The 22,919-nt window shown below is 66.8% G+C and carries 20 protein-coding genes; 5 read left to right on the top strand and 15 right to left on the bottom strand.

The features are described from left to right. Positions 1 to 5: 5 nt before the first annotated feature. From dksA to gatC, 14 genes are all read right to left on the bottom strand, one after another. Complete coding sequence (gene dksA, locus TK49_RS24900; protein WP_233902627.1) at positions 6 to 677, bottom strand: RNA polymerase-binding protein DksA; 672 nt, start codon at positions 675 to 677, stop codon at positions 6 to 8. Between the two features lie 166 nt (positions 678 to 843). Then, positions 844 to 1,917: a CobW family GTP-binding protein gene (locus TK49_RS03310; RefSeq protein WP_045785438.1), complete on the bottom strand. Its 1,074-nt coding sequence runs from the start codon at positions 1,915 to 1,917 to the stop codon at positions 844 to 846. Then, positions 1,905 to 2,432, bottom strand: coding sequence for a Fur family transcriptional regulator (locus TK49_RS03305; RefSeq protein ID WP_045785437.1), 528 nt, complete (start codon positions 2,430 to 2,432; stop codon positions 1,905 to 1,907). The genes TK49_RS03310 and TK49_RS03305 overlap by 13 nt, the downstream gene beginning before the upstream one ends. Before the next feature lie 88 nt (positions 2,433 to 2,520). Continuing rightward, positions 2,521 to 3,759, bottom strand: coding sequence for a lactonase family protein (locus TK49_RS03300; RefSeq protein ID WP_045785436.1), 1,239 nt, complete (start codon positions 3,757 to 3,759; stop codon positions 2,521 to 2,523). A gap of 12 nt (positions 3,760 to 3,771) precedes the next feature. Then, entirely contained in the window at positions 3,772 to 5,298 is a 1,527-nt protein-coding gene (locus TK49_RS03295) for an FAD-binding oxidoreductase (RefSeq protein WP_045785435.1), read from the bottom strand. 132 nt (positions 5,299 to 5,430) lie between these two features. Continuing rightward, positions 5,431 to 5,949: a metal-dependent hydrolase gene (locus TK49_RS03290; protein ID WP_045787720.1), complete on the bottom strand. Its 519-nt coding sequence runs from the start codon at positions 5,947 to 5,949 to the stop codon at positions 5,431 to 5,433. Between the two features lie 78 nt (positions 5,950 to 6,027). Then, positions 6,028 to 7,221, bottom strand: coding sequence for a class I SAM-dependent rRNA methyltransferase (locus TK49_RS03285; RefSeq protein ID WP_045785434.1), 1,194 nt, complete (start codon positions 7,219 to 7,221; stop codon positions 6,028 to 6,030). A 39-nt stretch (positions 7,222 to 7,260) separates the two neighbouring features. Continuing rightward, entirely contained in the window at positions 7,261 to 8,247 is a 987-nt protein-coding gene (xerC, locus tag TK49_RS03280; protein ID WP_045785433.1) for a tyrosine recombinase XerC, read from the bottom strand. A gap of 14 nt (positions 8,248 to 8,261) precedes the next feature. Then, complete coding sequence (locus TK49_RS03275; protein WP_045787719.1) at positions 8,262 to 8,951, bottom strand: DUF484 family protein; 690 nt, start codon at positions 8,949 to 8,951, stop codon at positions 8,262 to 8,264. Between the two features lie 14 nt (positions 8,952 to 8,965). Then, a complete protein-coding gene (gatB, locus tag TK49_RS03270) occupies positions 8,966 to 10,432 on the bottom strand; it encodes an Asp-tRNA(Asn)/Glu-tRNA(Gln) amidotransferase subunit GatB (protein WP_045785432.1) in 1,467 nt (488 codons plus the stop codon). Between the two features lie 79 nt (positions 10,433 to 10,511). After that, on the bottom strand, positions 10,512 to 11,477 hold the full coding sequence (locus tag TK49_RS03265) for a dienelactone hydrolase family protein (RefSeq protein WP_045787718.1): 966 nt from the start codon (positions 11,475 to 11,477) through the stop codon (positions 10,512 to 10,514). After that, the gene (locus TK49_RS03260; RefSeq protein WP_045785431.1) at positions 11,477 to 11,959 is read right to left on the bottom strand and encodes a hypothetical protein; all 483 of its coding nucleotides are present in this window, start codon (positions 11,957 to 11,959) and stop codon (positions 11,477 to 11,479) included. The genes TK49_RS03265 and TK49_RS03260 overlap by 1 nt, the downstream gene beginning before the upstream one ends. A gap of 43 nt (positions 11,960 to 12,002) precedes the next feature. After that, the gene (gene gatA / locus TK49_RS03255) at positions 12,003 to 13,490 is read right to left on the bottom strand and encodes an Asp-tRNA(Asn)/Glu-tRNA(Gln) amidotransferase subunit GatA (RefSeq protein WP_045785430.1); all 1,488 of its coding nucleotides are present in this window, start codon (positions 13,488 to 13,490) and stop codon (positions 12,003 to 12,005) included. Between the two features lie 93 nt (positions 13,491 to 13,583). Continuing rightward, the gene (gene gatC, locus TK49_RS03250; protein ID WP_045785429.1) at positions 13,584 to 13,883 is read right to left on the bottom strand and encodes an Asp-tRNA(Asn)/Glu-tRNA(Gln) amidotransferase subunit GatC; all 300 of its coding nucleotides are present in this window, start codon (positions 13,881 to 13,883) and stop codon (positions 13,584 to 13,586) included. A gap of 499 nt (positions 13,884 to 14,382) precedes the next feature. On the opposite strand from gatC, the gene TK49_RS03245 reads away from it, so the two are divergent. The 5 genes from TK49_RS03245 (at position 14,383) to rodA (ending at position 20,794) form a co-directional block, all read left to right on the top strand. Continuing rightward, on the top strand, positions 14,383 to 15,426 hold the full coding sequence (locus TK49_RS03245) for a rod shape-determining protein (protein ID WP_045785428.1): 1,044 nt from the start codon (positions 14,383 to 14,385) through the stop codon (positions 15,424 to 15,426). A 209-nt stretch (positions 15,427 to 15,635) separates the two neighbouring features. Continuing rightward, the gene (mreC, locus tag TK49_RS03240; RefSeq protein WP_045785427.1) at positions 15,636 to 16,688 is read left to right on the top strand and encodes a rod shape-determining protein MreC; all 1,053 of its coding nucleotides are present in this window, start codon (positions 15,636 to 15,638) and stop codon (positions 16,686 to 16,688) included. A 15-nt stretch (positions 16,689 to 16,703) separates the two neighbouring features. Further along, on the top strand, positions 16,704 to 17,216 hold the full coding sequence (gene mreD, locus TK49_RS03235) for a rod shape-determining protein MreD (RefSeq protein ID WP_045785426.1): 513 nt from the start codon (positions 16,704 to 16,706) through the stop codon (positions 17,214 to 17,216). A gap of 36 nt (positions 17,217 to 17,252) precedes the next feature. Continuing rightward, positions 17,253 to 19,622: a penicillin-binding protein 2 gene (gene mrdA / locus TK49_RS03230; RefSeq protein WP_045785425.1), complete on the top strand. Its 2,370-nt coding sequence runs from the start codon at positions 17,253 to 17,255 to the stop codon at positions 19,620 to 19,622. A 29-nt stretch (positions 19,623 to 19,651) separates the two neighbouring features. Then, positions 19,652 to 20,794: a rod shape-determining protein RodA gene (gene rodA / locus TK49_RS03225; protein WP_045787717.1), complete on the top strand. Its 1,143-nt coding sequence runs from the start codon at positions 19,652 to 19,654 to the stop codon at positions 20,792 to 20,794. A gap of 36 nt (positions 20,795 to 20,830) precedes the next feature. On the opposite strand, the gene TK49_RS03220 is transcribed toward rodA, so the two are convergent. Continuing rightward, positions 20,831 to 22,519 carry an AMP-binding protein gene (locus TK49_RS03220; protein ID WP_045785424.1) on the bottom strand — a complete coding sequence of 563 codons (1,689 nt, stop codon included), beginning with the start codon at positions 22,517 to 22,519 and terminating at the stop codon, positions 20,831 to 20,833. Between the last annotated feature and the right edge of the window lie 400 nt (positions 22,520 to 22,919).

Below are 22,919 nucleotides of genomic sequence, written 5' to 3'. Positions count from 1 at the left end.
CGGCGTCAGTCGCCCTGCAGCTTCTGACGCTTTTCGCGGCGCTCCTGCGCCTCCAGCGTCAGGGTGGCGGTCGGACGGGCAAGCAGGCGCGGAATGCCGATCGGCTCGCCGGTTTCGTCGCACCAGCCGTACTCGCCGGCATCGATCCGCGCGATCGACTGCTCGACCTTCTTGAGCAGCTTGCGCTCGCGGTCGCGCGTGCGCAGTTCCAGCGCATGCTCTTCCTCGATGGTGGCGCGGTCCGCCGGGTCCGGCACGATCACGGTCTCGCGCAGGTGCTCCGTCGTCTGGTTGGCGTTCGCGAGAATCTCGTCGCGCATCTTTTCAAGCCGGTCCCTGAAAAAGGCGAGCTGCGCCTCGTTCATGTAATCCTTTTCGCCCATCTTCAGGATTTCGGCTTCGGTGAGTAGTTTCTTGCTGCTCATGGTTGCTGCAGATGATCCTGGTAAATCGCGCGCCGTGTCGGCTGTCGCGTCGTCCTTGCGCGGGGATGCGCCGGACTCATTCTGGCTGGCGGCGGACTTGCCGCCCCGCGCGCCTCCTTTTGCCTCTCCCGCAGCGGCGCCCCCTGCCGCTTTTTTTCGGGTGGCTGGCGCAGCCTGGGCTGCCGCCGACTCCGTTCCGGACTGCCCGGCTCCAACGTTGGCGCCGCGCCCTTCCTTGGTCTTAGTCACCATCGCCTGCTCTCCTATCGGACGTGCTTGGGACGACGTGCTTCTAAATCGACCTATTGTAGCTGAACGATCTTACCCGAACTATCGGAGAAACACGGACACAAAATCCGGCCCGGATTCTGCCTGAAAGCGCGGCGGGACCACCCAAAAGGAGGGTAAAGCGGCCGGATCAGGCCAGGCAGTTCTCCAATCCTTTCAGAATCGTTTCGCGCGGCAGGTCGACGCCGATGAACACCATCCGGTTGGAAGGGGTCTCGCCGTCCCATTTGCCGCCCACATCGCTGCCCATGAGCTGGTGCACGCCCTGGAACACGACCTTGCGGTCGACGCCCTCCATGTACAGCACGCCCTTGTAGCGCAGCAGCTTCTCGCCGTAGATGTTCAGCACGCCGGAGAGGAACTCCTCCAGCTTGGTGTAGTTGAACGGCCGTTCGCTGCGGAAGACGAACGAGGCGATGCGGTCGGTATGGTGCGCGTGCCCGTGATGATGGTGGTGGCCGTGGTGCTCATGATCGTGGTCGTGATCGCAATCGGCCGAGCAGGCGTGGTCATGATCGTGATCGTGGTTGTGATCATGACCGTCTTCGCGCAGGAAGTCGGGGTCGATCTCCAGCTTGGCATTCAGATTGAAGCCGCGCAGATCGAAAATGGTGTCGATCGGCGCGTCGCCAAAATTGGCGGTGCGGATCGGGGCGCGCGGGTTCATGTGCAGGAGGCGGTGGCGCAGTGCGTTGACGTCGTCGGCGGACACGAGGTCGCTCTTCGTGATGAAGATGGCGTCGGCAAAGCCCACCTGGCGCTGCGCCTCTTCCTGCTTGTCGAGCTGCATGTTGCCGTGCTTGGCGTCGACCAGCGTGATGACGGCATCCAGCAGGTAACGGCTGGCGATCTCGTCGTCCATGAAGAAGGTCTGCGCAACGGGGCCGGGGTTCGCAACGCCGGTGGTCTCGATGACGACGCGGTCGAACTGGATCTCGCCCTTGTCGCGGCGCGTGAGCAGGTCGGACAACCCCTTCACCAGGTCGCCCCGGATGGTGCAGCAGATGCAGCCGTTGCTCATCTGCACGATCTGCTCGGTGCCGTCCTGCACGAGGATGTCGTTGTCGATGTTCTCTTCGCCGAACTCGTTCTCGATCACGGCGATCTTCATGCCGTGGTGTTCGTTCAGGATGCGCTTGAGCAGCGTGGTCTTACCGCTGCCGAGAAAGCCCGTCAGGATGGTGACCGGGATCATTTTGGACATGATGCGTTTCCTGTCTTGTGATGAGACGCCAGATGCGCGCAATCCGCGCAAGCGCCCTTGATGGTGAGTTCGGCATGGTCGGCTGCGAAGCCGGCGGGCAGGGCGGCCTTCGGCATGGCCGGCGGCTCGGCCCCCTCCAAGCAGAAGTCGCGCCCGCATTGCGTGCAGTGGAAGTGACTGTGCGAGCGGTGCGCCGCTTCGCGCGCGGCATCGTGCTCGGCCAGGCTGAAGCGGAAGACACGATCGGCCCCGGCCGTCTTGTGGACGATGCCGCCTGCCACGAGCCAGTCGAGCACGCGGTAGACGGTCACGCGGTCGATGCCGGAGTCGGGCGGTAGCGCGTCGCATACCGCCTGGTGCGAGAGTGGGTCGGCGCCCTGCATCAGCACGGCGAGCACGCGCACGCGCGGTTCCGTCACGCGGCTGCCCAGGCCACGCAGGCGCGTGCGGGCCATCGATTCAGGGGAATCGTGCCGGGAAGTGGCAGAAACGTCGCGTGAAGCCGGGGAAGTCATGCGCGGGATTGTCCCACGCTCGAACGGTTGCTGCAATTGAGTTGCAACTGAGCGGCCTTGCACCGCCCAGGGGTTTCCGCCGTGCTCACTACCCCGCCCACACCAGACACACCGGCGTCGGCACCTTCGCCACCACCGCCGGCTGGTCCAGCTTGCCGGTCTGGCCGTCGATGCGCAGCCGCAGGATGGTGTCGCCCTTCTGGTTCAGCACGTAGAGGTGGCTGCCGTCGGGCGCCATCGTCATCGCCCGCGGAAAGTGCACGCCCTCGCTCCAGTACTGAAGCGGCGCGAGCTTGCCTGAGGCATCGATGCTGAATGCGGCCACGCTGTCGGCCAGCGGATGATCGGACTTCAGCTTCCGGTTGCTGGCGTAGAGGAACCGCCCGGACAGGTGCATCAGCAGCTCGGCGCCGCTCTTCTGGCCGGTGTAGTCGGCAGGGGTGGTGGAAATGCGCTGACGCTCTTCCTGCACGTGGCCGGTGGCGGGGTCGTAACCGTGGCAGGCGACCGAGCCTTCCAGTTCGTTGATGACGTAGAGCAGCTTGCCTTGCGGATGGAGCGCCAGGTGGCGCGGACCACTGCCGGGCTTGAGCTGCGCGCGGTCACGCGGGGCAAGCTTGCCACCCTCAATGGCAAACACGTTGATGCGATCGGTGCCCAGGTCGGTGCCGATCACGTGCTGGCCGGTGGTGTCGAACAGCATCATGTGCGCGTGCGGCGCCTCCTGTTCGGGGCGGGGGCCGGAGCCGGTGTCCTTGAAGATGCCGGAGACGGTGCCGAGCTTGCCGTCCTCGCCGATCGGCAGGAGGTTGTACGCGCCGCCGCTGTAGATCGACACGCACAGGTGCTTGCCGTCCGGCGACACGACCACGTGTGCGGGGTTCGTGCCCGACAGCGACAGCGGCTGGCGGTTCAGCAGCGTCAGCTTGCCGTCGCGCGCGTCGATCGCATAGGCCTCGGCGCTGCCGTTCGGCCGACCTTCATACACCTCAAGTTCGTTGATGGCGTACAGGAACCGCTGATTCGGGTGCACGGCCAGGAACGACGGATTGGCGCTTTCGACGACCTGCACCTGCGTCCATGCATCGCCGCGCGGTTCGAGCACATAGATGCCGCGCGCGGCCGGGCCGCCCGCGGTGCCGCCCGGCGCATTGAACGTGTAGGTGCCGACATAGGCGAAGCGGGGAGCGCGCGCATTGCCCGCGGGCGGCGCGCCCGACGCGGCAGGTTGTTCGACCGCCTGGGCCATGACGGTTTTGGGAAAAGCGCCCAGCAAAGGCAAGCTACCGGTCCACTGCATGAAGGTTCGACGAAGACGATTGGTCATTGGATGGCTCCATCAAACACGCACGGACATGGCGTGGTGGAAGATGTTGTTCGGATCATACCGGCGCTTCACATCCTGCAGAAATGCGTACAGATCGCCGCTGCCGTAGTAGAGCTGCGGCCAGAACGGGTAGGCGAGCATGTCGACGTCGGGGTAGTTGATGTAGCAGCCCTCGTACCGGTCGCCCGGGTAAGGTGTGCCGCTGTGCGGCGCGGGCACATCGGGCGCGCCGTAGACGTCGCGATAGAAATCGCTGATCCAGCGCAAGTGGCCGGCGTCATCGGCCGCGGACGTCCAATACGTCTGGTACTGCAGCTTCATGATCGAGGCCCGCTGCGGCACGGCGGTGTCGCCAATGCGCTCGGCCTTGTTGACAGCGCCGCCGTACGAATCGACTTGCAGCAACGACTGGCTCAGATCGACGCCCGGCATCGTCCGCGTGAGGTGGGCGTAGATGCGCTGCGCCTCGCGCGCCGTGAAGCCGCGCTTCATGTAGGCCGATTTGTACTTGCCGCGCTGATTGGCCCCTGAGCCGTTCAGGTACTGCGTGGCCGTCAGCCAGTCGTATTGCACGATGGTGTGCGGCTTGGAGCAGAGCAGTTGCCCCACGCCCTGCTTGTGCGCAGGGCCGTAGCCGGGCGGGCGCCCCTTGACCGGCGTGGGCGCGCAAGCCTGGAAGCGGCTCAGAAAATCGTTGAGGACGGAGAGATCGCGGCACGTGCCATCCGGGTTGCAGAACTGCGTGAGCAGCACGATCTGCCCCGACGATTTGTGCGTGAGTTTGAGCAGCGAGAACATGCCCCACGTGTCCGGATCCTTGCCGCGCGTCTCCCAGTATTCGCCGTAGATGCGCAGCAGTTCGGCAAAGCGTTGCGGTGTCATGGTCGCCCAGTCGAACGCCACGGTGGCGAGCGCCACTTCCTGCGGCGCCTCGGGCAGCTTGGCGAAGGTGTAGCCCGTGATGACGCCGAAGTTGCCGCCGCCCGCGCCGCGACATGCACGGAACAGATCCGGATCGTGCGCCGCATCCACCGTGCGCGCAGCGGCCTTGCCGGTCTTGTCGACCGTGACGATGTCCACGGCCGAGAGCCAATCCACCGTCAGGCCCTGCAGCCGCGACAGCAGCCCGTACCCGCCGCCGCAGATATGCCCGCCCGCGCCGACCGAATAGCAAGAGCCGCCGGGCAGCGTCACGTTGTGGCGCTTGTACAGCTCCAGGTAGCCGTTCCAGTTCTGCGTGCCGGCCGGAATGCGCACCGAGCCGTCGGCGCGCACTTCGGGCGTGGCGAGCAGGCTCAGGTCGACGATCGTGCCGTCGGGGTTGTTGGAGACGAAATCCTCGTAGCAATGTCCGCCGCTGCGCACGGTCGGGCGCTGGCCCGCGTTGATGATGCGCTGCACGGCGGGCGCCACATCGTCGGGCTTTTCAATGAGGGCGATGCGGCTCGCGGCCTGCGCGTCCGTCGAGGGCCAGCGCAGGTTGAAGCCATGTTTGAGCGTGTTGTAGCGAGGGTCTTGGCGCGTCACATCCAGTGTCATCGACGACTCCCGGTGAGGGCGTTTGCGCAACGCTTGCGCAAACGGAGTTGGATTCGGACGCGGGGCGTCCGGCGGTTCCAACTTAGTCGTTCGCAGGCCCGGCTTCCATCAGACAATGCCGATACGGCGGGCTCATCGCGCCACGTGTGCGAACCATCCGACCACGCGCGCTGCCGTTGCCGCCCACAGCGGCCGCACCAGCCAGCACGCCGCGGCCCACGCGAGGATCACCACGACCAGATCGCAGCGACCGCTCTTCCACAGGTTCAGGGAATGGCGCCCCCAGATCCAGGGCACGCCCAGCGGATTGGGCCAGTCCGCCAACAGGTGCATCAGTCCACCGCAAGCGAAGCCGAACAGCAGCGGTGCCCACACGTGCGCATGGCCCAGCGCCTGGTATGACAGAACAAGCGCCGCCACCCAGCCGATGCCCCAATGGGTGGCGGTGCGGTGCGTGATCCACAGGCGGCGCGCGCGGGTCCACCAGGCCACCTCCATCCAGTCGGGCGCGGTGCTGCCGGCCACCGCCGCGCAAAACGCCAGGAGGCTGCCGAGATGTTCGAGAGACGTGTGCGAAGCCTGTGCGACGAGGGTGGCGGCAATCAGGCCTGCCGCCCAACCCGTCGCGTGATGGGCAGCGTTGGAAGCCATCGACGTGATGCGGAAAACGAAGGACCGCATCTTCGCAATGGCGGCTTGCCGGGACAAGCCAAAAATTGCGACAAATTGCTAGCCGACTTGCAGCAGCAGGCCCTTGAGGTATTCGCCTTCCGGGAAGCTCGTCAGCAGCGGGTGGTCGACGCCGCCCGCCAGCCGGCGCTGGATGCGCGCCGTCACCTTGGCATCGGCCGCCGCACCCGCGACGATCTTCTGGAACAGGTCTGCGTCGATCGCGCCCGAGCACGAATACGTAAACAGCAGGCCGCCCGGGCGCAGCAACTGCATGCCAACCAAGTTGATCTCTTTGTATGCGCGCGCCGCGCGATCGACCTGCTGCGCCGAGGCCGCAAACTTGGGCGGATCCAGCACGATCAGGTCGAACTGGCGGCCTTCCGCGCGGAAGTTGCGCAGCGACTTGAAGACGTCCGCGTCCAGCCACTCGGCGCGCGCTGGATCGAAGCCGTTGAGCGTGACGTTGCGCTCTGCCACCGCCAGCGCCTCGCCCGACGAATCGATCGACACCACCGAGCGCGCCCCGCCCTTGAGCGCGGCCAGCGAAAAGCCGCCGGTATAGCAGAAGCAGTTCAGCACATCGCGATCGCGCGCCAAGGCGCCGACGAGCGCGCGGTTGTCGCGCTGGTCGATGTAGAAGCCCGTCTTGTGGCCTTCGCGCACGTCCACGTAATAACGCACGCCGTGCTCGGTGGCGGACAGATCGGCGGGCGGCTCGGCGCCGGCCAGCACACCGGTCATCTGCTCCAGGCCTTCACGCTCGCGCACGCTCACATCCGACCGTTCGTAGACGTTCGGGCAACCCGTCTCTTTGATGAGCGCGGCGACGATCGCCTGCTTCCAGTGCTCCACGCCCGCGGCGCTGAACTGGCAGACGAGCTGGCCCGCATCCCCTGTGCCGTACTGGTCGACGATCAGCCCGGGCAGGCCGTCGGCTTCGCCCATGACGAGGCGCACGGCGTCGGTGTCGTGCACCCACGCGCGGCGGTACGCCACGGCCGCGGCAATGCGGCGCTTGAAGAACGCGTGGTCGACGGGCTCCGATTCATCAAAGCTCCACACGCGCGCGCGAATCTGCGAGACAGGGCTGAACGCGGCGCGCGCCAGAAACTGGCCGTTGTGCGCGCGCACGATGACGGTCGCGCCGGAGGCCGGCTTGCCCTCCACGCGATCGATGGCGTTGGCGAAAATCCACGGGTGCCGGCGCAGCAGCGAGCGCTCCTTGCCGGGCTTCAGAATCAGGGTTTGCATACGACTGGGGATGGGGCGCCCGAAGGTTCGGACAATGCGCTACTTCTTTTTTGCGCGGGGATGCGCCTGATCGTAGATCTTGGCCAGGTGCTGAAAATCGAGCGAAGTATAAACCTGCGTGCTGGCAATGCTGGCGTGGCCGAGCAGTTCCTGCACCGCGCGCAGATCACCGGAGGACTGCAGCATGTGCGTGGCAAACGAATGCCGCAGCACGTGCGGATGCACATCCGCCGGCACACCCGCCGCGATGGCGTTGCGCTTCATGCGCAATTGGATCTGCCGCTGCGCCAGCCGCTTGCCGCGCGGCGAGAGAAACAGCGCGTGCGCGTCTTCGGGTGCCGCGTCGGGCTTGGCAAGCTGCTCGCGCACCGCCAGCCATGCAGCCAGCGCCTCCGCCGCCTTGGCGCCCACCGGCACGGTGCGCCGCTTGCTGCCCTTGCCGAGCACCTGCACCTCGCGCGCCTCCAGATCGAGCCAGCTCGCCGATTCATACGCGCCGGCCTTCACGTGGCGCAGGTCGAGGCTGACCAGCTCAGAGAGCCGCAGCCCGCACGAATAGAACAGCTCGTTGACAGCACGGTCGCGCACCGTTTCGGCATCGTCGCCGGGCAACTGCTCCATCAGCGCGACAGCTTGCTCCACGGACAGCGCTTTCGGCAGCCGCTTCGGGCTCTTCGGCGCGCGTACACCATCGACGGGATTGGCGGTGACGGCGGCATCGCGCAGCGCCATCCATTTGAACCAGCCGCGCCACGCCGACAGCGCCCGCGCAATGCTGCGGCCGGACAGACCGTCGCCGTGCAGCTGCGCCATCATGCGGCGGATATGGTGAGACTGCAGTTGCGTGAGATCGACATTGGCGGCGTGCTGCGCACCGAGGCGCTGGAGCACGGCCAGCTCGCGGGTGTAGCTCTCCAGCGTGTGCGGCGAGAGCTGCCGCTCGAACTTCAGCGCGTCAAGGTACGCCGCAATCTGCGGATGCGGCGCCTGCGCGCCAGATGCATCGGCTGAAGCAGATTGCGGCATGCGGTGGGCGGCGCTCAGTCGCGCAGGCGGTTGAGCGCGGCAGCGGCCAGTTCGCCGATCTGCGCGAGGTAGGTCGTGCCCATGCCGTCATGGAAGCGGCGGGCGTCCGGCGAGCCGAGCACCAGCAGGCCGAATGCCGGCGCGGCGCTGGCATCGGCATCGCCACGCACCGGCACGCGCAACGTGACAATGGCGAGCGATTCGATGGGCGCGCCGCCGGTATCCGATGTATCGAGCCAGCCGGCCGCTTCAAAGCCGGCATTGGCGCCGCAATACGGCGCACGCAGGCCGGCCGCAAACAGGCGCACTTCCTCGCTCACGCCCTGCGCGACTTCCAGGTGTGCAAATTCCTCGCCGACCTGCCACACGCGCAGCGCCACCGCGGGCACGTCAAAGATTTCACGCAGACCATCCTGCACGGCGTACGGCAGCGCATGCGTGTCGGCCTCGCCCAGCAGGCGCGTCGTCCAGGCGTGCACACGCTGCTGCGTACGGTCGTTCTCGTTGCCGTGGCGCATCAGGTCCGACAGCTTGAGTTCGAGGTGCTTGTTCTTGTCGCGCAGGATTTCCATCTGGCGCTCCTGCAGCGACACCGCGCGATGGCTGTGCGGGCTCGTCAATTGAATGGCGGCCAGCAGCTCGGCGTGCTCTTCAAAGAAGGCCGGATGCGCCTGCAGGTAGTTGGCGACGTCTTGTGCGTTCATCGTGGAGGTGCTCATCAGGCTGCGCCGAGTTTCTTCTTCAGCAGTTCGTTGACTTGTGCGGGGTTGGCCTTGCCGCGCGTGGCCTTCATGGCCTGGCCCACCAGCGCGTTGAATGCCTTCTCCTTGCCGGCGCGGAATTCCTCGACCGACTTGGCATTGGCGGCCAGCACGTCGTCGATGATCTTCTCCAGCTCGCCGGAATCGGACATCTGCTTCAGGCCCTTCTCGGCGATGATCGCGTCGGCATCGCCGCCGTGTTCGCCGGCCCACATGGCGGGGAAGACGTCCTTCTTGGCCGTGTTGTTGCTGATCGTGCCGTCGGCAATGCGCGCGAGCAGCTTGGCGAGTTGCGCGGGCGACACCGGCGCGGCATCGATCTCCAGATCGGCGCGGTTCAGGTTCGAGGCCACCTCGCCCATGATCCAGTTGGCCGCGGCCTTGGCATTGGCAGCGCCCGCATCCGCCACGACGGCTTCAAAGTACGCCGCCGTCGCCTTGGTGGCGGTGAGGATGCTGGCGTCGTACTTCGGCAGGCCGTAGGCCGATTCAAAGCGCGCGGCCATGGCGGCCGGCAGTTCGGGCAGCGTGGCGCGCACGCGCTCGATCCAATCGTCGCCAATGACGAGCGGCAGCAGGTCTGGGTCGGGAAAGTAGCGGTAATCCTGCGCGTCTTCCTTGCTGCGCATCGAGCGCGTTTCCTTGCGGTCCGGATCGTACAGGCGGGTTTCCTGCACCACGGTGCCGCCGTCTTCGATCAGTTCGATCTGGCGACGCACTTCGTAGTTGATCGCCTCTTCCAGGAAGCGGAACGAGTTCAGGTTCTTGATTTCGCAGCGCGTGCCGAACGGCGCATCCGGGCCCGGGCGCACCGACACGTTCGCGTCGCAACGGAAGCTGCCTTCCTGCATGTTGCCGTCGCAGATGCCAAGCCACACCACCAGCGCGTGCAGCGCCTTGGCGTAAGCAACGGCCTCGGCTGCGCTACGCATGTCGGGCTCGGTCACGATTTCCAGCAGCGGCGTGCCGGCGCGGTTCAGGTCGATGCCCGTCATGCCGGCAAAGTCTTCGTGCAGCGATTTGCCGGCGTCTTCTTCCAGGTGCGCACGCGTCAGTTGCACGGTCTTCTCGTACCCGGGCTGGCCGTTCTTGCCTTCCACCTGGAAGGTCAGCGAGCCGCCCTGCACCACCGGAATCTCGTACTGGCTGATCTGGTAGCCCTTGGGCAGATCGGGGTAGAAGTAATTCTTGCGCGCGAAGATGCTCTTGGGCGCGATCTTGGCGCCGATCGCCAGGCCGAACGTGATGGCGCGCTCAACGGCGCCCTTGTTCAGCACCGGCAGTACGCCCGGCAGCGCCAGATCCACCGGCGCGGCCTGCGTGTTGGGCTCGGCACCGAAGGCGGTGGAGGCGCCGGAGAAAATCTTCGAGACCGTCGAGAGCTGCGTGTGCGTCTCGAGGCCGATCACCACTTCCCATTGCATGTTGCGTGTGTCCTGTCGATTGTTGTGGTGTGAATGTCTAGGTACTCAGGTATTCGTGTGTTCGTGTACTGCCGTGCGGTCAGGGGCGGGGCGCATCGAGCCATGCCGCGAGCTTCGCGAATGCCGCTTCGCGCGCGGCCGGATCGCCGCCGACCGTGACGGTGCCGTGCCGGCGCCCACTCGGGATGCCGCTGCGCTCCTTGACCGGCGCCGTACCATCAAAACCGTGGTACGCGCCGCCAAACACGTCCAGCTCGAAACGCGCCTGCGGCTGCCGCGCCAGCACGGCCGCCTGCAAGGCCTGGCAGTGATCGGCCGGCGTCCAGTCGTCGTTGCCGCCGGCCAGCAGCAGCAACGGCGCGTTCAGGCGATAGTCGGACCGCTTCTGCGCCGCGACGCAGCCCGGATAGAACGCCACGGCGCGATCCACGGGCGGCGTGTCCGCAGGCCAGGCCCGGCTGCCATCGACGGCTTCGAGCACCGCCTGCGCGCCATTGGACCAGCCCAGCAGCACGATGCGGCGCGCATCCACGCCGGGCTGGCCGGCCACCCAGCGCATCGCCGCCAGAATGTCGGCGCGCCGCACGGCGCCGTCGATGTCGCGGGCGGCAAGGCGCTCGGTGCAGATGCCATGCGGCTTGCCGCGCGGCCCGAAGCTGTCGGGAAACACGACCGCATAGCCGCGCGCACGCAGCCATTGCGCATAACCGCGATACCGCGAACCGAGCGCCCTGGCGTCCGTGCCCGACGGCGTGTAGAGCCCGCTGCATCCGTGCAGCGCAATGACCACCGGCGCACCGGCGGCAGGCACCTTTGCGGCCGGGGCGATCCAGTAGGCGGTCAACGTTTGCGGCGCGTCCTCGGCATCCTTCATGAATGCGCGAGGAATCTCGACCGTCTGCACACCCAGCTCCGCCGACGACGGTGCGCGGGCCGCCGGCATATCCGGCAGGCCGCCTTCAGCATCCGGGGTCGGCTGAGCGAATGCCTGCAGCGACAGCGCGGCACAGGCCACGGCGGCCAGCGCGCGGAGCGATGCGGGCATCACCGGGCATTCCGGGCGCATTGGCCCGTCTGCGGGTCGAACATCACCGGCCAGGCTTCTTCATAGATGCCGGGCGTGCAATGCGCTTCGCAGTTGGCATGTGCCAGCGTGACGCGGCGCGGGTCCTGCCAGACCATCAGCGTGCAGTTGCCGTAGCGCTCGCGCAGCTCGATGCTGGGGCGGCGCTTGGTCTGCTGGAACGTCGACAGATCGAACTGGCACGAGCCGCGCCGGCCGACCCACAACTGCCATTGCATGGCCGTGACGTTGTTGTCGGCCACCGTCAGCGTCGCCTGCTCGCGGAAACCGTCTTCTTCGGTCTGGCTGCAGTAGCCGTTGATGTCGATGCGGCGGTCGGAAATCGGCGGCGGCTTGGACGGCCGGCTGATGCCAGGAATCGACGGCAGCGGAATCGGCACGCATGCCGCCAGCAGGCCGGCGGCCAGCGCCAGCCCGAGTACGTTGCGGATGCGATGGTTCATGCCTGCCTCCTGCTGCGCAGCGGGTACGTCGGTACGGCAGGGCTCACGCCGCCGGCTGGCGAATGTGCCAGTCGGTCGCCTGCTGGAACGCATGCGCGATCTGCAGCATGCGTGCCTCTTCAAAATAGTTGCCGATGATCTGCAAGCCAACCGGCAGACCATTGGCGCCGAAACCGGCCGGCACGCTCATGCCCGGCAGGCCCGCCAGGCTGGTCGACAGCGTGAAGATGTCTTCGAGGTACATCTGGACCGGATCGTCGCTCTTCTCGCCGATCTTCCAGGCCACGGTCGGGGCGACGGGGCCCATGATCACGTCGCACTGCGCGAATGCGTTCTGGAAATCCTGCGCGATGATCCGGCGGATCTTCTGCGCCTGGAGGTAATAGGCGTCGTAGTAGCCGTGGGACAGCACATATGTACCCACCAGGATGCGGCGCTTGACCTCCCAGCCGAACCCTTCGGCGCGGGACTTGCGGTACATGTCGGCCAGATCCCGGTATTCCGCGGCGCGGTGGCCGTAGCGCACGCCGTCAAAGCGCGACAGGTTCGACGACGCCTCGGCCGGGGCGATCACGTAATACGTCGGGATCGACAGCTCGGTCTTGGGCAGGCTGATGTCGACGAGCGTGGCGCCGAGCTTTTCCATTTCGGCCAGTGAAGCCCGCACGGCGGCGCGCACGTCATCGGCCAGGCCTTCGCCAAAATACTCCTTGGGCAGGCCGATGCGCAGGCCGGCCAAGGGGCGGGCAGCATCGGCGCCTTGCAGCGGCTGGCCGAGCAGACGGCTGAAATCTTCCACGTCGCCGCCGCGGCCCGGTTCCAGGCTGGTGGAATCACGCGGGTCAAAGCCGGCCATGGCAGACAGCAGCAGCGCGCAATCCTCGGCCGTGCGGGCCATCGGGCCGCCCTGGTCCAGCGACGAGGCGAACGCGATCATGCCGTAGCGCGACACGCGGCCGTACGTCGGCTTGATCCCGGTGATGCCCGAGAACGATGCCGGCTGGCGGATCGAGCCGCCCGTGTCCGTCCCGGTTGCCGCGGGCGCCAGATCGGCTGCCACCGCCGCCGCCGAGCCGCCGGACGACCCGCCCGGCACGTGTTCGACGTTCCACGGGTTCCGGACCACGCCGAAGGCCGAGTTTTCGTTGGACGAGCCCATCGCGAACTCGTCCATGTTCGTCTTGCCCAGCGTCACCATGCCGGCGGCAGCCAGGCGCTCGACCACGGTCGCGTCGAACGGGCTCACGTAGTTGGCGAGCATCTTCGAGCCCGCCGTGGCGCGCCAGCCGCGCGTGACAAACACGTCCTTGTGCGCGATCGGCACGCCGGTCAGCGGCGGCGCGCTGCCGGCCGCGATGCGCGCGTCGGCGGCCTGGGCCTGCGCGAGCGTGGCCTCGGCATCGACCTGGGTAAAGGCGTTGAGATGCGCCCCGACCTCGATGCGCGCCAGGTAGTGGCGCGCCAGTTCCACCGCCGAAACCTCCTTGGCGGCGAGTTGGGCAGACAGGGCTTTGATCGTGGATGCGGTCATCGAATGCGTTCGGATGGGCTGCCGGCAGCGGCCGGCGACGTCAATTTGGGGAAAGTGCATTAAAGGCGCACAGGCGCCCGCCGTTTAAACGGCCTACTCGATCACCTTGGGCACGAGGTAGAGGCCGGCTTCGGTGGCCGGTGCGCATTGCTGGTATTCGGCGCGGCGGTCGGGCTCGGTCACGGCGTCCTCGCGCAGGCGCTGGGCCTGGGGCTGGACCTGCTCGATCGGGTGGGCCATCGGCTCGATGCCGGTGGTGTCGACGGCCTGCATCTGCTCGACCAGGGCGAAGAACTGGTTGAGCTGCGTGAGTGTCTGCGCGGCCTCGCCGTCGGAGACTTCGATGCGGGCCAGGTGGGCGATGCGTTTGACGTCGGAGAGTTCGAGTGCCATCGGAGTGGATCAGTGAGTGCGGCGGCGGGCAGGACGAGCTGGTTCTGGCATGCGACGGCTACTGCGCGCAGGGCGCGCCCCGGGTCGAGCCCCGGCAGTGCCGATTTGCCGCAAATTTGGCGCCAAATGCCCGCGAAACGTACGAATTATAAGGTATGATTGCCGACTAAATTTCTAAGTCAGCAGGCGACTTCGTGCAGCCACGGACCCTCTGATTAAGTCCCGCCGGGAACCTCCCGGCCGTCGCGCCGTCAGCAGTTGGCGACACTTAATCAAAGGTTCCTTGGGGCCGCCCTCTCCGGGCGGCTCACTCCGGCAGGATGGCCAGTGCCACGGCACCCCACCGCCGACCGCCACGGAGCCCGCGACACATTCCCGGGAGCGCAGCAGCAGGATCGGACCGCATGGGCATGCCACGCGAGGTCCGCGCGTCGGTGCAGCCGTAGCACCGCGATCCTGCCGCCGTGCCGCCCATGACTCGAAACACAGGATTCATTCGATGTTCGGCTTTTTGCGCAGCTATTTCTCCAACGATCTCGCGATCGACCTCGGCACTGCCAACACCCTGATCTACGTGCGCGACAAGGGCATCGTGCTTGACGAGCCGTCGGTGGTGGCCATTCGTCAGGAAGGCGGCCCGAGCGCCAAGAAAACCATCCAGGCTGTGGGCAAGGAAGCCAAGCAGATGCTGGGCAAGGTGCCGGGCAACATCGAGGCCATCCGCCCGATGAAGGACGGCGTGATCGCCGACTTCACCGTCACCGAGCAGATGCTCAAGCAGTTCATCAAGATGGTGCACGACAGCAAGCTGCTGCGTCCGTCGCCGCGCATCATCATCTGCGTGCCGTGCGGCTCGACCCAGGTCGAGCGCCGCGCCATCCGCGAATCGGCGCTGGGCGCCGGTGCATCGCAGGTCTACCTGATCGAAGAGCCGATGGCGGCTGCCATTGGCGCCGGTCTGCCGGTGTCGGAGCCGTCGGGCTCGATGGTGGTGGACATTGGCGGCGGCACCACCGAGGTGGGCATCATCTCGCTGGGGGGCATGGTCTATAAGGGCAGCGTGCGCGTGGGCGGCGACAAGTTCGACGAGGCCATCGTCAACTACATCCGCCGCAACTACGGCATGCTGATCGGCGAGCAGACCGCCGAAGCCATCAAGAAGGAAATCGGCTCGGCCTTCCCGGGTTCGGAAGTGCGCGAGATGGAAGTGAAGGGCCGCAACCTGTCGGAAGGCATTCCGCGCGCCTTCACGGTGTCGTCCAACGAAATCCTGGAAGCGCTGACCGATCCGCTGAACCAGATCGTGTCGTCGGTGAAGATCGCACTGGAACAGACCCCGCCGGAACTCGGCGCAGACATTGCCGAGCGCGGCATGATGCTCACGGGCGGCGGCGCACTGCTGCGCGACCTCGACCGCCTGCTGGCCGAAGAAACCGGCCTGCCGGTGCTGGTGGCAGAAGACCCGCTGACCTGCGTGGTGCGCGGCTCGGGCATGGCGCTCGAACGCATGGACAAGCTCGGCAGCATCTTCTCGTACGAATAACGGGACCATGCGCCACGCTCATCCGCGTTCCGTATGGATGGCTGCCCCAGCAGCCTTTGCGGTTCGCTGAGATGCGTCCCGCGCCGGTGCGCCGTGCTCCGCCCGCCCCGGGCCACTGCACCGCACCGGCGCCACCCCCAAACTGTTGCCGGCAGGCCGCCGACCTTGGTCGCGACGCGTCTGCCGCGCCTATCTGAAGCGTCCGGGTCATGGATTACTCCCCGCCGCCCCTCTTCAAGCAGGGCCCGTCCGCCACCGCGCGGCTGGTCGCCCTGCTTGCGCTTGCGCTGATGCTGCTCGTGGTCGATGCCCGCATGTCGGTACTGGGCGTGGTCCGGCAGGTCGTGTCGGTGGTGCTGTACCCCATAGAGCGCGTGGTGCTGATTCCGCGCGATACGGTGCGTGCGGCGCTCGACTACACGCAGTCGTCCACCAAGCTGGCCACCGACAACCGCAGCCTGCGCGAATCGGCCGTCGCCCAGGCGCAGCAGTCGCTGCGCGCCACGCAGCTCGAAGCCGAGAACCGCAACCTTCGGACGCTGCTGAACCTCAAGCAGCATGCCGCGGTGCCGACCGTGGCGGCGGAAGTCCTGTACGAAGCGCGCGATCCGTACACGCAGCGCATCGTGATCGATCGCGGCTCCAAGGACGGCGTCCGCGCCGGCTATCCGGTGATCGACGACCGGGGCGTGGTCGGGCAGGTCACGCGCGTGTCGCTGTTCGAATCGCAGGTGACGCTGCTGACGGACAAGGACCAGGCGATCCCCGTGGAGGTGGTGCGCAATGGGCTGCGCAGCGTGGCCTTTGGCGGTGCCCGGCCCGGCGCGCTGGACTTGCGCTTCATGGCAGCCTCGGCCGATCTACAGCAAGGCGATCTGCTGGTGACGTCCGGCCTGGACGGCGTCTATCCAGCCGGCCTGCCGGTCGCCCGCATCACGCAGATCGAGCGCAAGGCCGACACGGCGTTCTCGCGCGTGATCTGCGAGCCCGTGGCGGGCATCCGCAGCAACCGCCACCTGCTGATCGTGAAGTACGAGTCGGGCTTCCCCCCGCCGATGGACCTGTCGCCGGCGCCCGCCGCCAAGGGCAAGAACGCCGCGCGCGACGCCCGCGAAGAAAAGGACCGCGCCGCACGCGCAGCGGCCGAGGCGAACGTGCCGGCGCCCGCTGCGGCAGCCGCGGCCGACGACAACACCACGCCGCCGCGCCCTACCGACGCCGACGGCAATCCGCTGGATACCGATTCAGCGCCAAAGCGCTAAGCGAGGCCACCGACCATGAACTCGCCCCAATACCTGCTGCGCCCGGTCAACCCCGGCTTCATCGCCTTCAGCTTCATCGTGGCGTTCCTTTTCAACCTCATGCCGTGGGGCCACACGCAGTGGATTCCCGATCTGGTGGCGCTGGTGCTGGTGTTCTGGAACATCCACCAGCCGCGCCGCGTGGGCATGGTGGTGGCCTTTCTGCTGGGCCTGCTGATGGACGTGCACGAGGCGCGCCTGCTCGGCGAACACGCGATGGCCTACACGCTGCTGTCGTACTTTGCGATCACCATCCACCGACGGGTGCTGTGGTTCTCGGTGCTGTCGCAGGCGCTGCACGTGCTGCCGCTGCTGGTGCTGGCGCATGCCGTGCCGATCGTCATCCGGCTGCTGATGGGCGCGCATCTGCCGGACTGGCAGGTCATCCTGCCGCCGCTGATCGAGGCCGCACTGTGGCCGTTCGCCAACGCAATCCTGCTGGCACCGCAACGCCGGCCGGAGAGCGTCGACGAGACCCGGCCCATCTGAGGCGCCCGATCTGATGCGCGTCACAGGTAGTCAGGCATGACCGAAATCCGCAACGTCGAACAGGAGCTGTCGCGCTTCCGCCTGCGGCTGGCGGCGGCCGCGCTGTTCGTGCTGGTCTGCTTCGGGCTGCTGCTCACACGCTTCTTCTGGCTGCAGCAGGTCAAGCACGAGCAGTACTCGGCCAAGGCCGAAGACAACCGCATCTCCGTCGCACCCATCGAGCCCAACCGCGGCATCATCATGGACCGCAACGGCGTGGTGCTGGCGCGCAACTATTCCGCCTACACGCTCGAGATCACGCCGTCCAAGCTGCAGGACACGCTGGACAACACGATCGACCAGCTGGCACAGGTGGTCGACATCCAGCCGCGCGACCGCCGCCGCTTCAAGCGGCTGATGGAAGATGCGCGCAGCTTTGAAAGCCTGCCGATCCGCAGCCAGCTCACCGACCAGGAGGTCGCGCGGTTCTCGGCGCAGCGCTTCCGCTTTCCGGGCGTGGACGTGCACGCGCGGCTGTTCCGCCAATACCCGCTGGGCGAGACCGCCTCGCACGTGATCGGCTACATCGGCCGGATCTCCGAGCGCGACCTGGAGCGCATCGACAACATGAGCGATGCCAACAGCCAGCCCGGCGTGACGTACGACCCGCGCAAGGACGCGAACAACTACAGCGGCACCGAATACATCGGCAAGGTCGGCATCGAGCAGAGCTACGAGACGGAGCTGCACGGCCTGACCGGCTACGAAGAAGTGGAGGTGAGCGCCGGCGGGCGACCGATCCGCACGCTCTCGACCTCGCAGGCAACGCCGGGCAACAACCTGATCCTGTCGCTTGACATCAACCTGCAGCGGCTGGCCGAGCAGCTCTTCGGCAACCGCCGCGGCGCGCTGGTGGCGATCGAGCCGGAGACAGGCGACATCCTGGCCTTTGTCTCGAAGCCGACGTTCGACCCGAACCTCTTTATCGAGGGCATCGACACGGCCACCTGGAACGAACTCAACAACTCGCCCGACAAGCCGCTGCTGAACCGCCCGCTGCGCGGCACCTATCCGCCGGGCTCCACCTACAAGCCCTTCATGGCGCTTGCCGCGCTGGAGCTCGGCAAGCGCACGCCGCAATGGGGCATGGCCGACCCGGGCTCGTTCACGCTCGGCAACCACACATTCCGCGACGATGCGCCGGGCGGCCACGGCTGGGTCGACATGTTCCGCTCCATCGTGGTGTCGTGCGATACGTACTACTACAAGCTCGCCAACGACATGGGCGTCAACGCGATCCACGATTTCATGAAGCCGCTGGGCTTCGGGCAGATCACCGGGATCGACATCGAAGGCGAGCGCACCGGCATCCTGCCGTCCACCGAGTGGAAGCGCAAAGCGTACAAGCGCCCCGAGCAGCAGAAGTGGTACGACGGTGAAACGATCTCGCTCGGCATCGGCCAGGGCTACAACAGCTTCACGATCCTGCAGCTGGCGCACGCGGTGTCGACGCTGGCCAACAACGGCGTGGTGATGAAGCCCCACCTGGTGAAGGCGGTCGAGGATTCGCTGTCCAAGGCGCGCACGCTGACGGTGCCGACCGAGAGCTACCGCATTCCGCTCAAGCAGGCCAACATCGACGTGATCAAGCGCGCCATGGTGGGCGTGAACCAGTCGGGCACGGCCGCCAAGGCGTTCATCGGCGCGCAGTATGTGTCGGCGGGCAAGACCGGCACGGCGCAGACGTTCTCGCTGGGCAAGAACGAGAAGTACAACCACCACGCGATTCCGGAGTACAAGCGCGACCATGCGCTGTACGAGGCGTTTGCGCCGGCAGACCATCCGAAGATCGCCGTGGCGCTGATCGTCGAGAACGCCGGCTTCGGCGCCGCCACGGCCGCCCCGATTGCGCGCGCCGTCATGGATTACTACCTGACCGGCAAATGGCCGGCGGAGCTGGCGGCCACCGCGCCGAAGCCGCAGCCGCAACCGCCGGTGGATACACCGAGCGTGTTCTCGACCGGCAAGACGGCCACCATCGCCAGCGCGACGGCCACGGCGCAGGCGGCGGCCGATGCCGCGGCGCAGGGTGCGTCGGCGGTCGCGGCAGCGTCGGCGGTCGCGGCTTCGACGCCTGCTGCGTCGCCGGCCCCGGCCAGCGGCGCGCGGGCGGCGGCGTCCATGTCGCCGGATCTCGTCGCGCCGGCGCTGCGCGAGGCCGGCACGAGCGCAGAGGCCGTCGCGCCGGCCACGCTCGACGCCCAGGTGCTGCAGGCGCTGTCGCACGCGCAACCGCCGCCTGAACTGGCGCCGCGCGGGCGCGGCAATGCGGCCGCACCGGCTTCGGCGCCGGCCGCCGCCGCACCGGCACCCAAGGGCAGCAAAGGTGCCAAGCCGGCCGCCAAACCCGCGAGCGCAGCGCGCTGATCGCGCTTGAGGAGCACACCATGGAAAAACTGGACAAGCGCCGCGTCTTCAACATCATCAAGTCGCTGTTTACGGGCTTCGACAAGCCGCTGGCGCTGATCGTCTTCCTGCTGCTCGGCACGGGGCTGATCGCGCTGTACTCCGCGGCCATCGACATGCCGGGCCGCCTCGAAGACCAGATCCGCAACATCATGCTGTCGTTCGTGCTGATGTGGATCATCGCCAACCTGCCGCAGCAGACGCTGATGCGCTTTGCGGTGCCGCTGTACACGGTGGGCGTGGCGCTGCTGATCGGCGTGGCGATGTTCGGGCTCATCCGCAAGGGCGCGCGGCGCTGGCTGAACATCGGCGTGGTGGTGCAGCCCTCCGAGATCATGAAGATCGCCATGCCGCTCATGCTGGCGTGGTACTTCCAGAAGCGCGAAGGGGTGATCCACTGGTACGACTATATGGCCGCTGCGGTGCTGCTGCTCATTCCGGTTGGCCTGATCGCCAAGCAGCCGGACCTCGGCACCGCGCTGCTGGTGCTAGCCGCGGGCATCTACGTGATCTACTTTGCCGGCCTGTCGTGGCGGCTGATCGTGCCGGTGCTGGTGATTGCGGTGACGGCGATCACGCTGGTGGTGTCGTTCGAGTCGCGCATCTGCGCGCCGGGGGTGAACTGGCCGATCCTGCACGACTACCAGCAACACCGTGTCTGTACGCTGCTCGACCCGACCACCGACCCGCTCGGCAAGGGCTTCCACACCATCCAGTCGATCATCGCCATCGGTTCAGGCGGCGTGACGGGCAAGGGGTGGCTCAAGGGTACGCAGACCCACCTGGAATTCATCCCGGAAAAACACACCGACTTCATCTTCGCGGTGTACTCCGAGGAATTCGGATTGGTGGGCAACGGCGTGCTGCTGTTCCTGTATCTGCTGCTGATCCTGCGCGGGCTCTTCATTGCGGCCAACGCCGGCACGCTGTTCGGGCGCCTGCTGGCCGGGTCGATCACGCTGATCTTCTTCACCTATGCCTTCGTCAACATGGGCATGGTGAGCGGCATCCTGCCCGTGGTCGGTGTGCCGCTGCCGCTCATCAGTTATGGCGGGACGGCGCTCGTCACGCTCGGCATGGGCATCGGCATCCTGATGAGCATTGCCCGACAGAAGCGCTTCGTGCAGACATGAAAAAACGGCCGCCCAACGCAGGCGGCCGTTTCTGTTTCAGGCGGCAATGGCCTCTTCGCGCAACAGGCGCCGCAGGACCTTGCCGGTTGCCGTGGCGGGCAACGCGTCGTGGAACTTCACCCGCCGCGGCACCTTGTACGGCGCCATGTTCTCGCGCGACCACGCGATCAGCTCGGCTTCCGAGAGCTTGACGCCATTCATGGGCACCACGTGCGCGCACACGACCTCGCCCTTGTCGGGGTCGGGCAGGGGCGTGACAGCCACCTGCCGGATGCCCGGATGGCGCGAGAGCAGCGCTTCGACTTCCTCGGGAAACACGCTGTAGCCCGACACCTTGATCATCTCCTTGATGCGGCCCTGCCACTGCAGGTAGCCGTCGGCGGACACCTGTCCGATGTCGCCGGTATGCAGGAAGCCGTTGCGCAGGACGGCCCGCGTGGCCTCGTCGCGCTGCCAGTACCCGCGAAACACGCCGGGGCTGCGGATGGTGATCTCGCCAGGCTGTCCGGGCGGCAGCTCCACGCCGGTGTGCGGGTCGACGATGCGGACTTCGGTCTGCGGGACGATCTTGCCGTGCCAGCCCCAGCGCGGGGCGTGCGCCGGCGTGATGGCATCGCAGGTATGCGTTTCGGACAGCCCGTATGCGGCCTCATAGGTGCGGCACTGCGGGCCGGCAAACGCGCGCCACTGCTCGGCAATCGCCTCGGTCAGCGGCACGCCGAAGCTCGTGCACGGGTTGGTCGTGAGCGATTCCATGCGGTACTGCGCCGCATCGGGGTGCGCCATCACCGCCAGGTTCATCGGCGTCATGCTGTACCACCACGTGACGCGGTAGCGGTCGATGGCCTGCAGCACGGCAAGCGGGTCAAAGCGGTAGAGCAGGATGGTGGCTGCGCCGGAGTACAGCATCGTGTTCATGCCCATCAGCATGCCCGCAATGTGCGAGAGCGGCGCCACGGCCAGCATCACGTCGGAGGCCTGGATGCCGCCCACCTGCACCGTGACCGCCGTCTTGTACAGCGCATTGCGGTGCGTGAGCATCGCGCCCTTCGGGCGACCGGTGGTGCCAGAGGTGTAGACCATCAGCGCCACGTCATCGAGCCCCACCGGGATGGCGGCCACGGCGTCGCGCTCGGCTACGTCCACCGGCTCGGCCATCAGTTGCATCAGGTCGAGTTGGGCGGCGCCGGGCGTGTTCCTGGGCGGCGGCGCGGATGATGCATCGGCGGCGATCAGCTCCGGCGGAACAGCGAGTGCCTTGCGGCAGGCGGGCTGTGCCGGCTGCAGATCGGCATAGCGCGTGGTGATGACGGTGACGACCGACGTGCCGGGCCGCGCAGCCTCGACGATGGGCATCAGGTCTGCCGCCGCCACCAGGATCTTCGCGCCGCAATCGGCGAGCTGGTCACGCAGCTCATGCTGGCGCGACAGCGGGCCGCACGGCACCACAATGCCGCCCAGCTTGGCCGTGGCGAGGTGCGCGATGATCGCCTGCGGACAGTTCTGCAGAAACAGCGCGACACGGTCGCCGCGCACCACCCCGAGGCGTTGAAGCTGCACCGCCAGCCGGGTCGAAAGCTGATCCAGCTCGCGCCAGCACATCGTGCGGCCGTACCAGAGGAGGGCGATGCGCTCGGGGGTCTGCTGCGCGTGGAGGGCGCAATACCGGTGCAGCGGCATCTCGCCCGCGGCGTAATGGACCGGTTCGCGGTTCTGAATGGTCATATGGTGTCTCCTCGGCCTTCGGTGTCGCGCGGCGACGCCTTGGCCGTGATGGCGGCCCTCGTGCCGGGGCGCTCATGCGGGTTCGGTTTCGGGGCATCCATGGTGCGAGTATGGCTAAACCGCATGGCGGCCGCTGCACCGATTTGCGCAAAACCGCGTTCCACCCGAAGGCGGCCTGTCGTACGGTCGTTCCAAGCCGATCCCACAAAAATCTACCGCTCGGTATAGAGTTTCAGCGCAAATTCGACGGGGCGTCAATCGGTGAGAAGTCGGATATTCCGCCCCGGCAATGAAATGTCACAAACATAAGGACTGCGCTCATTCTCACATGAGCGTGCACTCACATTCAATGACCGCCGCCAAGGCAATGAATTGCGCAGACCAACATTAAAAATTTGCT

Origin of the sequence: Ralstonia mannitolilytica (genome assembly GCF_000954135.1) — a bacterium.
Classification (GTDB): Bacteria; Pseudomonadota; Gammaproteobacteria; order Burkholderiales; family Burkholderiaceae; genus Ralstonia; species Ralstonia mannitolilytica.
The sequence above is the reverse complement of the archived record's forward strand: the minus strand, read 5'-3'. Positions and strand labels throughout refer to the sequence as shown.